A 13,581-nucleotide genomic window follows, 5' to 3' on the forward strand; every position below is an offset into this window, starting at 1 on the left:
TGGTCAAAAAGTGCCCAAACTGGCTCCCCCACTGCCTGCCTTCTGGCCCTAGCGAGGGAGCCAGTTTGGGACTATGCTCGTGCCATGACTGACCAACATTCACAGACGCAGCAAGGCACCCCTGAAATCAAGTTCGGCTTCGCTGAGATGTTCAAAGGCGGCGTGATCATGGACGTGGTGACGCCCGAGCACGCCCGCATCGCCGAAGCTGCCGGAGCCACCGCCGTGATGGCCCTTGAGCGCGTGCCCGCCGACATCCGCAAGGACGGCGGCGTGGCCCGCATGAGCGATCCCAGCATGATCAAAGAGATCATCGCCGCGGTGACCATTCCGGTGATGGCCAAAGCCCGCATCGGGCACTTTGTGGAAGCCCAGATTTTGCAGTCGCTCGGGGTGGATTTCATCGACGAATCCGAAGTGCTGACCCCCGCCGACGAGAGCTACCACATTGAAAAAAGCAAATTCAACGTGCCGTTTGTCTGCGGAGCCAAAAACTTGGGCGAAGCGCTCAGACGAATCGGTGAGGGAGCCAGCATGATCCGCACCAAAGGCGAAGCCGGTACCGGCAACGTGGTGGAAGCGGTGCGGCACGCCCGAAATATCTTAGGCGAGATTCGCGGCATTCAGGCCCGCCCCAGCGAGGAACTGATGTCGGTGGCCCGCGACCTCCAAGCGCCTTACCACTTGGTGCAGTATGTCCACCAGTACGGCAAGCTGCCGGTGGTCAACTTCGCGGCGGGCGGTATCGCGACGCCTGCCGACGCGGCGCTGATGATGCAGCTCGGCTTAGACGGGGTATTCGTCGGCAGCGGCATCTTCAAGAGCGGCGGCGGAGACCTCGCCCAAATTGAAAAGCGTGCCCGCGCCATCGTCAAGGCTGTAACCCACTTCGACAACCCCGATATTCTGGCCGAGGTCAGCGAGAATCTGGGCTTGCCGATGACCGGCATCAATATCGATTCGCTGATTCCCGAAGAAAGACTGGCCAGCCGGGGTTGGTAAGACCTCGTTTCTACCGAGTATGACTGTTGGGGGCAGGCCGCCGCGCCTTGCTCCCAGTTTCTTCATTGAGCTTGATCTCAGCTATGAACCAGCAGCCACACCCGAACAGCAATTACTCTGGAGCCTGAATGAACTCACCACCCACCGTCGGCGTCCTGGCCCTTCAGGGGGCTTTCCGCGAACACAAGCGCCTGCTCCAGACCTTCGGCGCACACGTCACCGAAGTCCGGCTGCCGCATCAACTCGGGGGGCTGTCTGGTCTGATTTTACCGGGCGGCGAAAGCACCACCATCGGCAATTTGATGGTGGAATACGGCCTTATCAGCGCTATTCAGGAGTTTCACGCGGCGGGCGGAGCCATCTTCGGCACCTGCGCGGGAGCCATTTTGCTGGCCCGCACCATTCACGGCACGCCGCCGCAGTTTGGAGAGCAGCCCAGCCTCGATTTGATGGACATCACCGTGCAGCGCAACGCCTTTGGCCGTCAGGTGGATTCGTTCCGCACTCCTCTGGACGTCTCGGGGTTTGAAACGCCGTTTCCCGCCGTCTTTATCCGCGCTCCCGTCATCGCGGCGGTGGGAGAGGGCGTCGAAGTGCTGGCCCGTCACCAAGACCAGATCGTGCTGGCCCGCCAAGGCAATTTGCTGGCCGGAAGCTTTCACCCCGAACTGACCGGAGACGCCCGCATCCATGAACTGTTTTTGAACATGAACCGGAGCGCTCAAGCGGTGGGGAGCGGACTTTAGAGCACCTACACGCAACATTCAAGAACTGGGGGAGCGGGCATATTAGCGGTATTCGCGCCTCGCCGCTGCGCTATCTTCCTGGGTGTGCGCCCGCCTCCCATCATCACCGAAACGTTCAGCTCAGGGACGCGCACTCTCCGCTACACCCGTCAGGGCGCGGGGCCGCCGATCATTCTCATTCATGGTCTGAGCGGTTCGGGGCGCTGGTGGCGCTTCAATGCACCTGCGCTGGCCGCCTCCCACGAAGTCCTGACTTTAGAACTGCTCGGCGGAGTCGGCGTGCAGGAAGCGGCCCGGCTGATCGGCGCGTGGATGGAGCAGCTCGATTTGCCGCCGTGTGCCGTACTGGGACATAGCATGGGCGGCCAAATTGCGCTGTACGTGGCAGCGGCCTCACCCCAGCGGGTCAGTCGCCTGATTTTGGCCTGCGCCAGCGGTCTTCTTCACGCGGCTTGGTGGAAAGTGGCGCTCAACTTGCCGCGTGCGGGCTTTTCAGGTCGTCCCCGCTTTATGCCGGTGGTGCTGCGCGATTCACTCAGAACCGGCCTGCCCAATCTCTACCGCTCAGCCCGCGATTTGCTGCGCGACGATGTGGAAGCGCTGCTGCCAACCATTCAGGTGCCCACCTTGGTCATCTGGGGCTCGCGTGATCCGCTGGTACCGCCGCACCTCGGCCAGTTGCTGGCCCAGCGCCTGCCTAATGCCCGGTACACCGAAATTGCCCACGCCGGACATGTGGTGATGGTCGATCAGCCTGCCGCCTTTAACCGCGCCGTGATCGGCTTCCTGGCTCAGCCACTGGCCGGAGAGACATGAACGATACGGCTCAGGACCCCACCCAAAAAGGCCGTTCTCATTTCACCACCATTCGCGGTCTGCGCACCCACGCCCGCGTCTACGGAGACGGCCACAAAGAAGCCATAGTGGTGATTCCCGGACTCGGCTGCGCGGCGTGGATGTACCGCCGCATCGCCCGCACCTTGTCGCGCTGGCGGCAGGTCTGGGTGTATGACCCGCCGGGGCACGGCTTCTCTGCGGGGACGCTGGCTTATCCGGCACACATCGGGCAGCTCACCGATCATCTGGCGTTGTGGATACAGGCCAACCGGCTGGCGGGTTCGCCGCTGCTGGGGCACTCGCTGGGCGGCGAGGTCATCATTGATCTGGCGGTGCGCTATCCGCAGTTGGCCGGCCCGCTGATCGCCTGCGCTCCGACCGGCATTCCTGAAAACCCCAACGTGGCGGCGCAGATTATTCGGCTGACTCTAGACTTGCCGCGTGAGCGGGTGGGCCTGTGGCCTTACGGCTTGGCCTCGTATGTCCGCACCGGCCCGCTGCGCTTTTATCAATTGGCCCAAGATCAGTACAACCATGACACCGGCCCACTGTTGCCGCTGGTCAAGTCGCCTGTTTTGGTGATCAATGGCACCGCCGACCCGGTGATTCGGCTGTGGACGCTCCTCGAAATGGCCCGCAGCATTCCCGGTGCCCGCACGGTGGAAGTCGCAGGCGGCACCCACGCCCTGACCGACTCGCGCCCGATCGAAGTGGCCATGCACACGCTCGACTTTTTGGAAGACTTGGCAGGACGCTAGGTCAAGGTGGGGGGAGCTGTTGAAGGCCAACAGCCGTCCCCAAACTTCGCTTCCTACAGCCCCTGCACCAACACCAATGCCCCGCGCCCCGGCACACTGAAACGCTGCTGCTGGCCCACGCCGTAGCTGCGCCCGCTCAGCGCGTCGCGGTACTGACCCGGTGCGAGGTTGTCGAGCGCCATATCGCTGGCCTGCTGGCCGGTGTTGAGCAGCACATAAGCGTACTCGCCGCCGCACTCACGCCGGTAAGCCAGCAAGTCGCCCTCTGCGTGCAGCACGTCAAAAGAGCCGCGCCGAAGGGCTTTACTGTGGTGGCGGGCCGCTGTCAGCATCTGAAGATGGTGCATGATCTCGCGGTTCCAGGTCTGCGGCTCCGACCAGGGAAAAGCGCGGCGGCAATCCGGGTCAGGGCCGCCCGCCAGGCCGATCTCGTCGCCGTAGTACACCGAGGGAGCGCCCACATACGTCATCTGAAAGGTGGTCGCCAGCGTCAGGGCGCTCACGTCACCGCTGACCACGCTCAGAAACCTCGCGGTGTCGTGGCTGTCGAGCAAATTGAGCTGGGCCTGCACCACTTCCGGGTCGTACATCCGGGTGACTTCGCTCATCCGGCCCGCAAAGGCAGCGGCGTCCATCGGGGACACGTACCCGGTGCCGGACGCCTCGTTCATGGCGTTGTCGAGCGTCTGAGCACCGAAATACGCCAAACAGGGGCGGGTAAAGTTGTAGTTCATCACCGCGTCGAACTGGTCGCCGCCGAGCCAGCGCTGGGCGTCGCCCCAGATTTCGCCCACGATGTAGGCTTCGGGGTTGATCGCCTTGACCCGGCGGCGAAATTCTTGCCAAAACGAGTCGTCGTTGATTTCGTTGGGCACGTCCAAGCGCCAGCCATCGATGCCCCAGCGCATCCAGTATTCGGCCACGCTCCACAAAAACTCGCGCACCGAGCGGTCATCGGTGTTGAATTTGGGCAGTGCCCGGTTGCCCCACCACGCTTCATAGTTGGCGGGGTGCTGATGCTCATAGGGAAACAGCGGCCAAGCACTGACGTGAAACCAGTCCCGGTAAGCGCTGTGCTCCCCCTGCTCAAGCAGATCGTTGAACTGGAAAAATCCGCGTGAAGCGTGGTTGAACACGCCGTCCAGCACCACTTTCATGCCGCGTGCGTGAGCGGCGTCGATCAAGCTACGAAGCGCCTCGTCGCCGCCCAGCATCGGGTCGACTTTGAAGTAATCGTGGGTGTGGTAGCGGTGGTTGCTGGCCGATTGAAAGACCGGACAAAAATACAGGGCGTTGATGCCCAGGCTCTGGATGTGGTCGAGGCGCTCGATGACGCCCCACAAATCGCCGCCCATGTAATCGTGCAAGGTGGGCGGCGCACCCCAGTCTTGCAGGTGCAGATTCAGGTTTTGGCGGCCACTGCGGGCAAAGCGGTCGGGGAAGATTTGGTAAAACACGGCGTCTTTGACCCAGTCGGGCGTGCGGATACTCACGGAGGTGAGTTTACCCGTTTGGAACGTCGGCGGGCGCACAGGCGGCTAGATGAGCCAGCAAAAAGGCCCGCGCTTCATCCGGCGTTGCTACATCGCCCAGCGCGGCGGCTTCGGCCAGCGCCCGCACAGCCCGGCCCACAGCTGGCCCCGCTTCCAAGTTCAGCAGCTTCATGATTTCGCGCCCGGTCAGCAGCGCCGCGGGGGCGGGCGGCTGCTCTTCGAGGGCGGCCAGTATGCGCTCAAAGCCGACTTGATAAGCGTAGCGGGTGGCGGGCGTACTCTGCGGCCCGCGTGAAGCTTCACGGTCAGCCAGCATCAGCCAAAGCAAATCGGGCAGCACGTCGCGGCGGCGGTGAACGAAGCGCCTCGCCTCGCGCTCATTGGCAGGCAGGTGAACCATGTGCGCGTGAATCATCGCCCTGACCCGCTCGACAAGGGCGCGGGGCTGCTTGAGGCGCTCCAAGCGGTGTGCTGCCAGATTCGCGCCCAGCTCGGCGTGGCCGTAGTAAGTGCTTCGCCCGGTTTCTGGATGAGTGCCTTTGGTGCGCGGCTTGCCGATGTCGTGAAGCAGGGTGGCCCAGCGCAGCGCCAAATCAGCGCTGGGGAAACGGGTGAGAAGTTGGTGGAGCGCTTCAATGTTGTGATCGAGCACGTCGAGGTGGTGAAAGCCGCCCTGTGTGAGGCCCGCGCCCTCCAGCAGCTCCGGCAGGTAGAGTTCCAGCAAGCCGAGTTCACGCAACAGCAGCACCCCGGCAGCGGCCTCAGCGCTGAGCATCAGGGCGTTGAGTTCGGCACCGATCCGCTCGGCGGCGGGCAGTGGCAGGGCCGGGTCTCGGGCGAGGCGCTGCACGGCGGCTTTGGTCTGCGCCTCTAGAGCAAACCCCAGCGTGGTGGCCAGCCGCGCCGCCCGCAGCAGCCGCAAAGGGTCTTCGCGCAGGTTCTGCTCGCTGACCATCTTCAAGCTGCGCCGCTTAAGATCTCGCAGCCCACCTGTGGGATCGCTGATTTGCCCATTCTCGTGAATCGCCAGCGCATTGACGGTGAAATCGCGCCGCAACAGCTCGCTTTCCAGATCGGCAGGCAGCGGCACGAAGTCGTGCTGCACGCCGTCAACGACAGCCCGCCAGTATTGGCGCTGCTCATCGAGGGCAAAGACCGCGCCGCGCTTTGCAGCGACTGGATTTGTGGTGGCTGGGTTTGTAGTGGCTGAATTTGCGGCGATTGAGTTTTCAACGAATAAGCTTGCGGCAATGAAGCGGGCCGCTGCTGCCGGATCGGGCGCGGCCCAGTCGTAGTCCTTTGGCACTGCGCCGCGCAGCAAGTCGCGGGCCGCGCCGCCGACCAGCACGGCAGCCGGCGGAAAAGTAGGCCAGTGGAGGGCAGAAGATTTAGGGCGGCGCAGCATCTGATCTTCAGCATAATACTTACGCTCTGGCAGCCAAAGCTAGACAAAGCGCAAAGCGGATGCTAGGCTGCTTTGCGCTGGGGGCATAGCTCAGCGGGAGAGCGCCTGCTTTGCAAGCAGGATGTCCACGGTTCAAATCCGTGTGCCTCCACCAGTCGAAAGGGCCGTCTAGTACGGCCTTTTTTTATTTTTATCGTTTGGATGCTCGATTCCACCCAGAACCCAGCCTTCCCGCCCTCGTTCAAGGAATAACAACCTTTGCCGCATTTGGTGAGAGATAAGCGGTCTGTAAGAACATCGTTATCTGGGTCTAACTATCTTCGGGCATGACCTTAACTTCACGTCTGGCTCCGGCCGCGACCTTCTTCCTACTTCTTGCTCTCAGCACTGCCCAGGCAGCCAGCTACAAGATCGCCACCATCAGCCCACTGAGCGGCAGTCTCACCGCCATCGGCAGCGAAGTCAAACGCGGCGCTGAACTCGCGTTCAAAAACCGCGCCGCCGAACTCAAGGCGGCAGGCATCGATGTCAGTCTGGTGTCGTTTGACGACGAAGCCTCGGCCACCAAAGGTGAACAGATCGCCCAGAGCGTCTTAGCGGACAAAGCCATTATCGGTGTGGTCGGAGCGCTCAATTCCAGTGTGTCCAATGTGCTGGGGCAAAGCTTTGCCGCAGACAAACTGGCAGTCGTGACTCCATCGAGTACCAACGACGCCCTGACCAGCCACCGCTGGAGCAACTTCAGCCGCGTGGTGGCTCCTGACCGGGCGCAGAGCGTGGCCGCCGCCGCCTACATCGCCGATACGTTGGGAGCCAAGTCCGTGTTTGTCATCTCCGACAACACCGCCTACGGGAACGGGCTGACCAAAAGCCTGATTGGCAATCTCAAGACCCGCAACGTCGCGGTGGCCGCGTATGCAGGGGCTTCAACTCCGGCTCAGATTGCGAGCGTGATCAAGCAGGTCAAAGCCAGCAACGCCACCATCGTTTATTTCGGCGGCACCGACGACACCGGCGGGCAGCTCATTCAGGGCCTGCGCAATGCAGGCGTGCAGGCCGACTTTATGGGCGGCGACGGCCTAGATTCACCCAGCTTTTTGCAGCGGGCAGGCAAAGCAGCGGTCGGCGTGATTTACACCACCGTCTTTGGCCCCGTCAACACCTTTTCCAACTCCGTGGATTTTACTGCGCAGTACCGGGCCGATTATAAAGCCCTACCCAGTGGCGTGGCGGTCTACGCTTATGACGCCACCAACGCGCTGCTCTCCGCCCTCGAAAGCAAAGCCAAGTCGGGAGCAACAGTCACCCGGCCTCAAATGAGTGCGGCCCTGCGGAAAGTGGAGTTGCCCGCCTGCTTTTCAGGCGACAAGAAGGATTGCATCACCATCACGGGAGCTTTGTCCTTTGACGCGCAGGGCGAGCGATCGACCTCGCGCTTGCTGATCATGAAGTACGACGAGATGTATCAGGCCAAGATGGCAAAGATTCAAACCGTCAGTGCCGAAAGCTTGAAATAACAGCCGGGTCAACAGCGGTTCTCTCCTGATTTGCCGCGACGGGCCTGCTACTCTTACGCCATGTCCAGAAATGTGCTGATCCGTTTTGTTCCGCCCGCTCCCATCAAGGTCAAAACCAGCAAAACGGAGTCCCGAACCCGCGAGTGGGAAGGCGAGAAGCTGGCCGCGTTTTTGCAAGAAGGTCTGGAGATCTGGGCAGGCGACAAGTATCCGGACTTCGAGATGAAAGTGGCCGTCTCGCGCCAAGCCGAAATCCGCTTTGTGAACTGGAAGCCGGACAAGACAGAAGCCGGGGAACTGCGGGCCGAGATCGGCGAGCAAATCAGCTTGGTGCTGGAAGGGATCGAGCCGGAAGATTACCTGAGCGACTAAAACCACTGAACAAAAAAGCCATCTGCATGGCCGCCGAAGCGGATGCAGGTGGCTTTGAATTTGGTTTGGGGCTCTGTTGCGGCTCTATCCACACATGCATAGCTCAGCATGGTCACACGCCCCAGAAGGCGAGGAACGTCACCGCTCACCTGACCGGCTAGGTTGAGGAACGGTCGGTGCGGCGCGGCCCATCATCATCAAATTCGCTACGGTGCCGCCGGTAAGAAGAGTGGACAATGCCCGCGATCAGCCCCAGCAGGGTCAGCACCTCGAGGCCAGCGCTCCACCTCCACGGCACCTGAAGCAGCACCAACAGCAGACCCAGAGCGAGGGTGGGCAAAACGATCATCCACAGACGCCTGCGCAAACTCTTTGAGAAACAAGCCAACATATACTCGCGCCGTGTCATACCAATGAGTCTAATCCCGTGCCGTTAATAAAGCGTCATGCCAAAGTCAGGTGTTGTTCGTAACGCCAAGCTCTACAAACGTATTCCTGCGATATCCACAGAGCTGTGGTGACAAATGCTTTAAAGCCAAGCCCTGCTGTTTTTGAAATGAGGCGGACATTCTCCAATTCTACCAAGCTGATATGCCGCTTAACTTGGCGCTGACTTCACGGTAGCTCTGGGCTGCGAAACCCCTTCAGCCAACACCCCGCCCTCTATCCGGCCCGCTAGACTGCCGACATGATCGGAATTATTGGGGCCATGCAAGAAGAAGTTTCGCTGCTGATCAGCGAACTCCGCGACCACAGCCAGCAGATCTCACCCGGCGTGACGCTGCATTCGGGCATTCTGGACGGCCAGCAGGTTATCGTCACCGAAGGCGGCATCGGCAAAGTCAACGCGGCCATGACGACGGCGGCGCTCATTGCTGCGGGAGCCACACAAGTCATTTTTACCGGCGTGGCGGGCGGCGTTCACCCCGAACTGCGGGTGGGCGACATCGTGGTGAGTACCGATTGCCTCCAGCACGATGTCGACGTGACTGCGCTGGGCTACGAACTGGGCGTGGTGCCGGGTGAAGCGCTGAGCTGGAACGCCGACGAAGCGCTTCGCAGCGCCGCCCTCGAATCTGCCCGCGAACTCGAAGGCGTGCGGGTGGTAGAAGGCCGGATCGCCAGCGGCGACCAATTCGTGGCTTCCCGCGAAAAAGTGCTGTGGCTGTGGGAAACCTTTGGAGCGGCCTGCGCCGAGATGGAAGGCGCGGCGGTGGCTCAGGTCTGCGCCAAACATGGCGTGCCCTTCGTGGTGATCCGCTCGGTCAGCGACACCGCCGACCACGACGCCAACGTGGATTACCGCGCTTTCATGCCGCTGGTGGCCCAGCACGCCAAGCAGGTGGTGCGCGGCATGCTGGTGCGCCTGAGCGCCCAAACCGGAGCTTGAAGACGCCTGCAACCGCTCGTTCAGGGCAGCCCCCACCGCTGGCCGCTTGGCTGCTGGGCCTGGGCATCCTGATGGGTTTTACGGCGCTGGGCGAAGGCGCAGGAAAGTTGCTGCACTTGCCGGTGCCCGGATCGGTGCTGGGCTTAGTGCTGCTGTGGCTGGCCCTCAGCGTAGGAGCGGTGCGCCTGAGCTGGCTGGAAGCGGCGGCCGACGATTTGCTGGGCATACTGGGCCTGCTGTTCGTTCCGGCGACGGTGGGCTTCGTGAATTATCTCAGCGCGGGCGCGGCGTGGGGTTGGTGGCTGCTGGTGATGCTGACGGGCCTACTGTGCGGCGCGGGCGTCACCGGTCTGCTGACTTCACGCTGGCTGGGAGAAGACCAATGAAACGGGCGGCTGTGACCCTGTTGATTTTGACCCTGCTGACGAAGCTGAGGAGGGCCAAATGCTCTGGCTGGCGCTGACCTTGCTGACTTTTGTGCTGGGCTTGTGGGCGCAGCGCCGCACCCATCACCCTCTGGTCAATCCCACCTTGATCGCCACGCTGCTGGTGGCCGCCGCACTGCTGCTGACCCGCATTCCTTACGCCGAATACAAAGCGCAGGTGCAGCCGATTTCACTGCTGCTGTCTCCGGCAGTGGTGGCGCTGGCCGTGCCGCTGTACCGCCAACGCGCCCTCTTGGCACGCCGGGGCTTACCGCTGATCGTCGGCAGCCTGAGCGGAACGCTGGTCGCCGTTGCTATCGACCTCTTTTTACCGCGCTGGCTGCACCTCGCTCCCGAGGCCCAACAAGCCCTGCTGACCGCCCCCGCGACCAGTGCGGTGGCGGTGGTGCTGGCCAACTACACCCACGCGCCGCCCGAACTGGCCGCGACGTTGGCGGTACTCTCGGGCCTGATCGGCGCGGTGGTGTTGCCGCCGTTTTTGACCTTCATTGGGGTGCGCCGCCCATTGGCACGTGGACTGGCACTGGGCAGCGTGGCGCACGGCATCGGCACCGCCCGCGCCCGCGAGGAAGGCGAGCAGACCGGCGTGGCCAGCAGCGTCGGGATGGGCCTGGCCGTGCTGCTGGTCACCTTGATCGTGGCGCTGATCGGCTGAGCACCTGACCGGCGGTGAGCATAGGCGCTGTGCGGGCGTCTCTCAGCGAGTTCCTTTTGACCCCCGCCCCACACGGTAGACTGAAACGATATGGATACTTACGACGTTTTGGTGATCGGCGGCGGCCCCGGCGGCTACGTGGCAGCTATTCGCGCCGCACAACTCGGTTTCAGTGTGGCCTGCGTGGACGCCTTTACCCGCGACGGCAAACCCTCGCTGGGCGGCACTTGCCTCAACATCGGCTGCATTCCCAGCAAAGCGCTGCTCGACAGCTCGGAAAAATTCGAGATGATCTCGCACGACGTTCAAGAGCACGGCATCACGGTCGAAGGCGCGAAAATAGACGTGGCCAAGATGCTGGGCCGCAAAAACAGTGTGGTCGACAAACTGACCGGCGGCGTGGCGTATTTGTTCAAGAAAAACAAAATCAAGAGCTATCACGGGTACGGCAAACTGCTGCGTCAAGACGAGGGCGGTTGGATTGTTGACGCAGCAGGCACCGAAGTCAAAGCCAAAAATGTGATCGTGGCGACGGGAAGCAACCCCCGCGCCCTGCCGCTCGCGCCGTTTGGCGGCAACATCGTGGAAAACAGCGGAGCGCTGGAGTTTGGTGAAGTTCCCAAGCGCCTCGGCGTGATCGGGGCGGGCGTCATCGGCGTGGAGTTGGGCAGCGTCTGGAGACGGCTCGGCGCTCAGGTCACAGTGCTAGAGGCCTTGCCCGGATTCTTACTGCCCGCCGACGCCGCCGTGAGCAGAGAAGCGCTCAAGCAGTTCCAGAAGCAGGGCCTGGATTTCCATTTCAGCGTCAACATCACCGAAGTCAGGGACAACGGCGGCTCGGTCAGCGTGACTTACACCGAAAAAGAGCAGAGTGTCACCGCCGAATTCGACAAATTGATCGTCAGCATCGGGCGGGTGCCGAACACCGAGGGGCTGGGCGCGGCGCAGGTGGGCCTGGAGCTCGATGAGCGCGGCTTCGTCAAAATTGACGAGCATTACCACACCAACTTGCCAAGCGTCTACGCCATCGGCGACGTGGTGGGCGGGGCGATGCTGGCCCACAAAGCCGAGGACGAGGGCGTGGCGGTGGCCGAGATCATCGCCGGGCAGGCCGGGCACGTCAACTATGACGTGATCCCCTGGGTAATTTACACCTCGCCGGAAATCGCTTGGGCGGGCCTCACCGAGCAGGCCGCCAAAGACAAGGGCATCGCAGTCAAAACCGGCCAATTTCCCTTCAGCGCCAACGGGCGGGCACTCGGTCACGGCGATCCTCGCGGCTTTGTCAAAGTGGTGGCCGACGCCAGCACCGACAAGGTATTGGGCGTTCACATGGTCGGCCCCAACGTCTCCGAGCTGATTGCCGAAGCCGTTACCTTGATGGAGTTCGGCGGCAGCGCCGAGGACTTGGGCCGCACCGTTCACGCCCACCCGACACTGAGCGAAGCGCTCAAGGAAGCGGCGATGGGCGTGGGCAAAATGGCGATTCACCTGTGAGCTGAGAGGCAAAGAGACTTGCTCCGCACACTTCCTGTCAAGGGGGTGGGCAAGCTCCCTCTGAACCCGTAAACTCATTCCAACGCGCCGCGAGGCGCAGGGAGGCCCACAATGACTGCGACCGAAAGCAAATGGCTGGATACCGAAACACGCTATGACAGCGGCGTCTATAACAAGCACCAAGTGGTGATGGTTCGCGCTGAGGGCGCAACCGTTTGGGACGAGTCGGGGCGCAGCTACATCGACTGCGTGGCGGGCTACGGCGTCGCCAACATCGGCCACAGCCACCCCGACGTGGTGCGGGCCATTCAGGAGCAGGCCGGCAAGCTGATGGTGATGCCCCAGAGCATTCCCAACGACAAACGCGCCGAATTTTTGCAAGAACTCGTCAGCGTGCTGCCCAAGGGTCTAGACCGCATTTTCCTTTGCAACTCCGGCACCGAAGCGGTGGAAGCGGCCAAAAAGTTTGCCATCACCGCCACCGGGCGCACCCGCTTTGTGAGCATGAAGCGCGGCTTCGCGGGCCGCACGCTGGGCGCGCTGGCCTTTACCTGGGAACCCAAATACCGTGAGCCGTTCGGCGCGGCGGTGGACAACGAGCACGTTTCCTTTGTCACCTACGGCAACATCGACGAACTGCGGGCTGCCATCACCGAAGACGTGGCCGCCGTCATCATGGAACCCGTGCAGGGCGAAGGCGGGGTGAGGCCGAGCAACATAGAGTTCCTGCGGGCCGCCCGTGAACTGACCCGTGAGAAAGGAGCGCTGCTCATTCTCGACGAGATTCAGACCGGCTTTTGCCGCACCGGGAAAATGTTTGCCGTCGAGCACTTCTGCGCTCAGGAATGTCAGAACGCCGATGGTATTCGCTGCGGCTGCAAAGTGGACAGCCAGTGCCAAGTGGTGCCCGACGGGATGACGCTGGCCAAAGCGATGGCGGGCGGCGTACCGATTGGCGCGTTTGCCATGACCGGCGCAGTGGCCGACAAAATGCCTTCCGGCGGACACGGCACCACCTTCGGCGGCAACCCGCTGGCGATGGCCGCCGGAGTCGCCGCCATTCGCGCCATGAAAAACGAAGGCATGGTCGAGCAGGCCCGCGAGAAGGGCGAGTATTTCATGGACAAGCTGCGGGCCATTGACTCCAGCAAAATCCGTGAAGTGCGCGGCATGGGCCTGATGATTGGCATGGAACTCAAGGAAAAAAGCGGGCCTTACATCGCCGCGCTCGAGCATGATGAAGGCGTGCTGACCTTGGCCGCCACGCCGCTGGTGATCCGCTTTTTGCCGCCCGTGACGATCAGCAAAGAGCAGATCGATCAAGTGGTGGCCGCCGTCGAAAAAGTGCTGAAGAATGTCAATCCGCGTGAAGTTTCCAAGGCGGAAGTCAAGGAAACCAAGCAGAGCGAGTAAGAGCGGCGCTCCATCCGTTTTTTGAGCTTGCCCCCAGTCCCGCCTTCACG

14 protein-coding genes and 1 tRNA gene are annotated in these 13,581 nt (G+C 62.1%); 12 read left to right on the top strand and 3 right to left on the bottom strand.

The genetic code is table 11. The features are described 5' to 3' along the window. Positions 1 to 84 precede the first annotated feature (84 nt). From pdxS to EHF33_RS04145, 4 genes are all read left to right on the top strand, one after another. Positions 85 to 1,002, top strand: a complete 918-nt coding sequence (pdxS, locus tag EHF33_RS04130; RefSeq protein ID WP_124868146.1) for a pyridoxal 5'-phosphate synthase lyase subunit PdxS — start codon at positions 85 to 87, stop codon at positions 1,000 to 1,002. 128 nt (positions 1,003 to 1,130) lie between these two features. After that, positions 1,131 to 1,748, top strand: coding sequence for a pyridoxal 5'-phosphate synthase glutaminase subunit PdxT (pdxT, locus tag EHF33_RS04135; RefSeq protein WP_124868148.1), 618 nt, complete (start codon positions 1,131 to 1,133; stop codon positions 1,746 to 1,748). A gap of 84 nt (positions 1,749 to 1,832) precedes the next feature. Then, positions 1,833 to 2,564: an alpha/beta fold hydrolase gene (locus tag EHF33_RS04140; protein ID WP_241191249.1), complete on the top strand. Its 732-nt coding sequence runs from the start codon at positions 1,833 to 1,835 to the stop codon at positions 2,562 to 2,564. Next, the gene (locus EHF33_RS04145; RefSeq protein WP_124868150.1) at positions 2,561 to 3,343 is read left to right on the top strand and encodes an alpha/beta fold hydrolase; all 783 of its coding nucleotides are present in this window, start codon (positions 2,561 to 2,563) and stop codon (positions 3,341 to 3,343) included. The genes EHF33_RS04140 and EHF33_RS04145 overlap by 4 nt, the downstream gene beginning before the upstream one ends. A gap of 53 nt (positions 3,344 to 3,396) precedes the next feature. Here EHF33_RS04145 and EHF33_RS04150 read toward each other — a convergent pair whose 3' ends face one another. Both EHF33_RS04150 and EHF33_RS04155 read right to left on the bottom strand, forming a co-directional pair. After that, a complete protein-coding gene (locus tag EHF33_RS04150; protein WP_164473403.1) occupies positions 3,397 to 4,836 on the bottom strand; it encodes a glycoside hydrolase family 13 protein in 1,440 nt (479 codons plus the stop codon). Positions 4,837 to 4,846: 10 nt separating this feature from the next. Beyond that, on the bottom strand, positions 4,847 to 6,241 hold the full coding sequence (locus EHF33_RS04155) for an HDIG domain-containing metalloprotein (protein ID WP_124868152.1): 1,395 nt from the start codon (positions 6,239 to 6,241) through the stop codon (positions 4,847 to 4,849). A 79-nt stretch (positions 6,242 to 6,320) separates the two neighbouring features. On the opposite strand from EHF33_RS04155, the gene EHF33_RS04160 reads away from it, so the two are divergent. The 3 genes from EHF33_RS04160 to EHF33_RS04170 all read left to right on the top strand — a co-directional run bounded on the left by EHF33_RS04160 (position 6,321) and on the right by EHF33_RS04170 (position 8,130). Beyond that, positions 6,321 to 6,395, top strand: a tRNA-Ala gene (locus EHF33_RS04160). A gap of 172 nt (positions 6,396 to 6,567) precedes the next feature. Then, positions 6,568 to 7,758: a branched-chain amino acid ABC transporter substrate-binding protein gene (locus EHF33_RS04165; protein WP_124868154.1), complete on the top strand. Its 1,191-nt coding sequence runs from the start codon at positions 6,568 to 6,570 to the stop codon at positions 7,756 to 7,758. Between the two features lie 60 nt (positions 7,759 to 7,818). Then, positions 7,819 to 8,130 (top strand): hypothetical protein, encoded by a 312-nt coding sequence (locus tag EHF33_RS04170; RefSeq protein WP_124868156.1) that lies wholly within the window; start codon positions 7,819 to 7,821, stop codon positions 8,128 to 8,130. 157 nt (positions 8,131 to 8,287) lie between these two features. Here EHF33_RS04170 and EHF33_RS04175 read toward each other — a convergent pair whose 3' ends face one another. Beyond that, positions 8,288 to 8,479 (bottom strand): hypothetical protein, encoded by a 192-nt coding sequence (locus tag EHF33_RS04175; RefSeq protein WP_124868158.1) that lies wholly within the window; start codon positions 8,477 to 8,479, stop codon positions 8,288 to 8,290. A gap of 339 nt (positions 8,480 to 8,818) precedes the next feature. Here EHF33_RS04175 and EHF33_RS04180 point away from each other — a divergent pair, with 339 nt between their 5' ends. The 5 genes from EHF33_RS04180 to EHF33_RS04200 all read left to right on the top strand — a co-directional run bounded on the left by EHF33_RS04180 (position 8,819) and on the right by EHF33_RS04200 (position 13,531). After that, the gene (locus EHF33_RS04180) at positions 8,819 to 9,520 is read left to right on the top strand and encodes a 5'-methylthioadenosine/adenosylhomocysteine nucleosidase (protein WP_124868160.1); all 702 of its coding nucleotides are present in this window, start codon (positions 8,819 to 8,821) and stop codon (positions 9,518 to 9,520) included. After that, positions 9,517 to 9,906: a CidA/LrgA family protein gene (locus EHF33_RS04185; protein WP_241191250.1), complete on the top strand. Its 390-nt coding sequence runs from the start codon at positions 9,517 to 9,519 to the stop codon at positions 9,904 to 9,906. The genes EHF33_RS04180 and EHF33_RS04185 overlap by 4 nt, the downstream gene beginning before the upstream one ends. Positions 9,907 to 9,964: 58 nt before the next feature. Further along, positions 9,965 to 10,621 (top strand): LrgB family protein, encoded by a 657-nt coding sequence (locus tag EHF33_RS04190; protein ID WP_124868162.1) that lies wholly within the window; start codon positions 9,965 to 9,967, stop codon positions 10,619 to 10,621. A gap of 90 nt (positions 10,622 to 10,711) precedes the next feature. Beyond that, positions 10,712 to 12,118, top strand: coding sequence for a dihydrolipoyl dehydrogenase (lpdA, locus tag EHF33_RS04195; RefSeq protein WP_124868164.1), 1,407 nt, complete (start codon positions 10,712 to 10,714; stop codon positions 12,116 to 12,118). A 111-nt stretch (positions 12,119 to 12,229) separates the two neighbouring features. Next, on the top strand, positions 12,230 to 13,531 hold the full coding sequence (locus tag EHF33_RS04200) for an aspartate aminotransferase family protein (RefSeq protein WP_124868166.1): 1,302 nt from the start codon (positions 12,230 to 12,232) through the stop codon (positions 13,529 to 13,531). Positions 13,532 to 13,581: the final 50 nt, after the last annotated feature.

Source organism: Deinococcus psychrotolerans (genome assembly GCF_003860465.1).
In the GTDB taxonomy this organism is placed as follows: Bacteria; Deinococcota; Deinococci; order Deinococcales; family Deinococcaceae; genus Deinococcus; species Deinococcus psychrotolerans.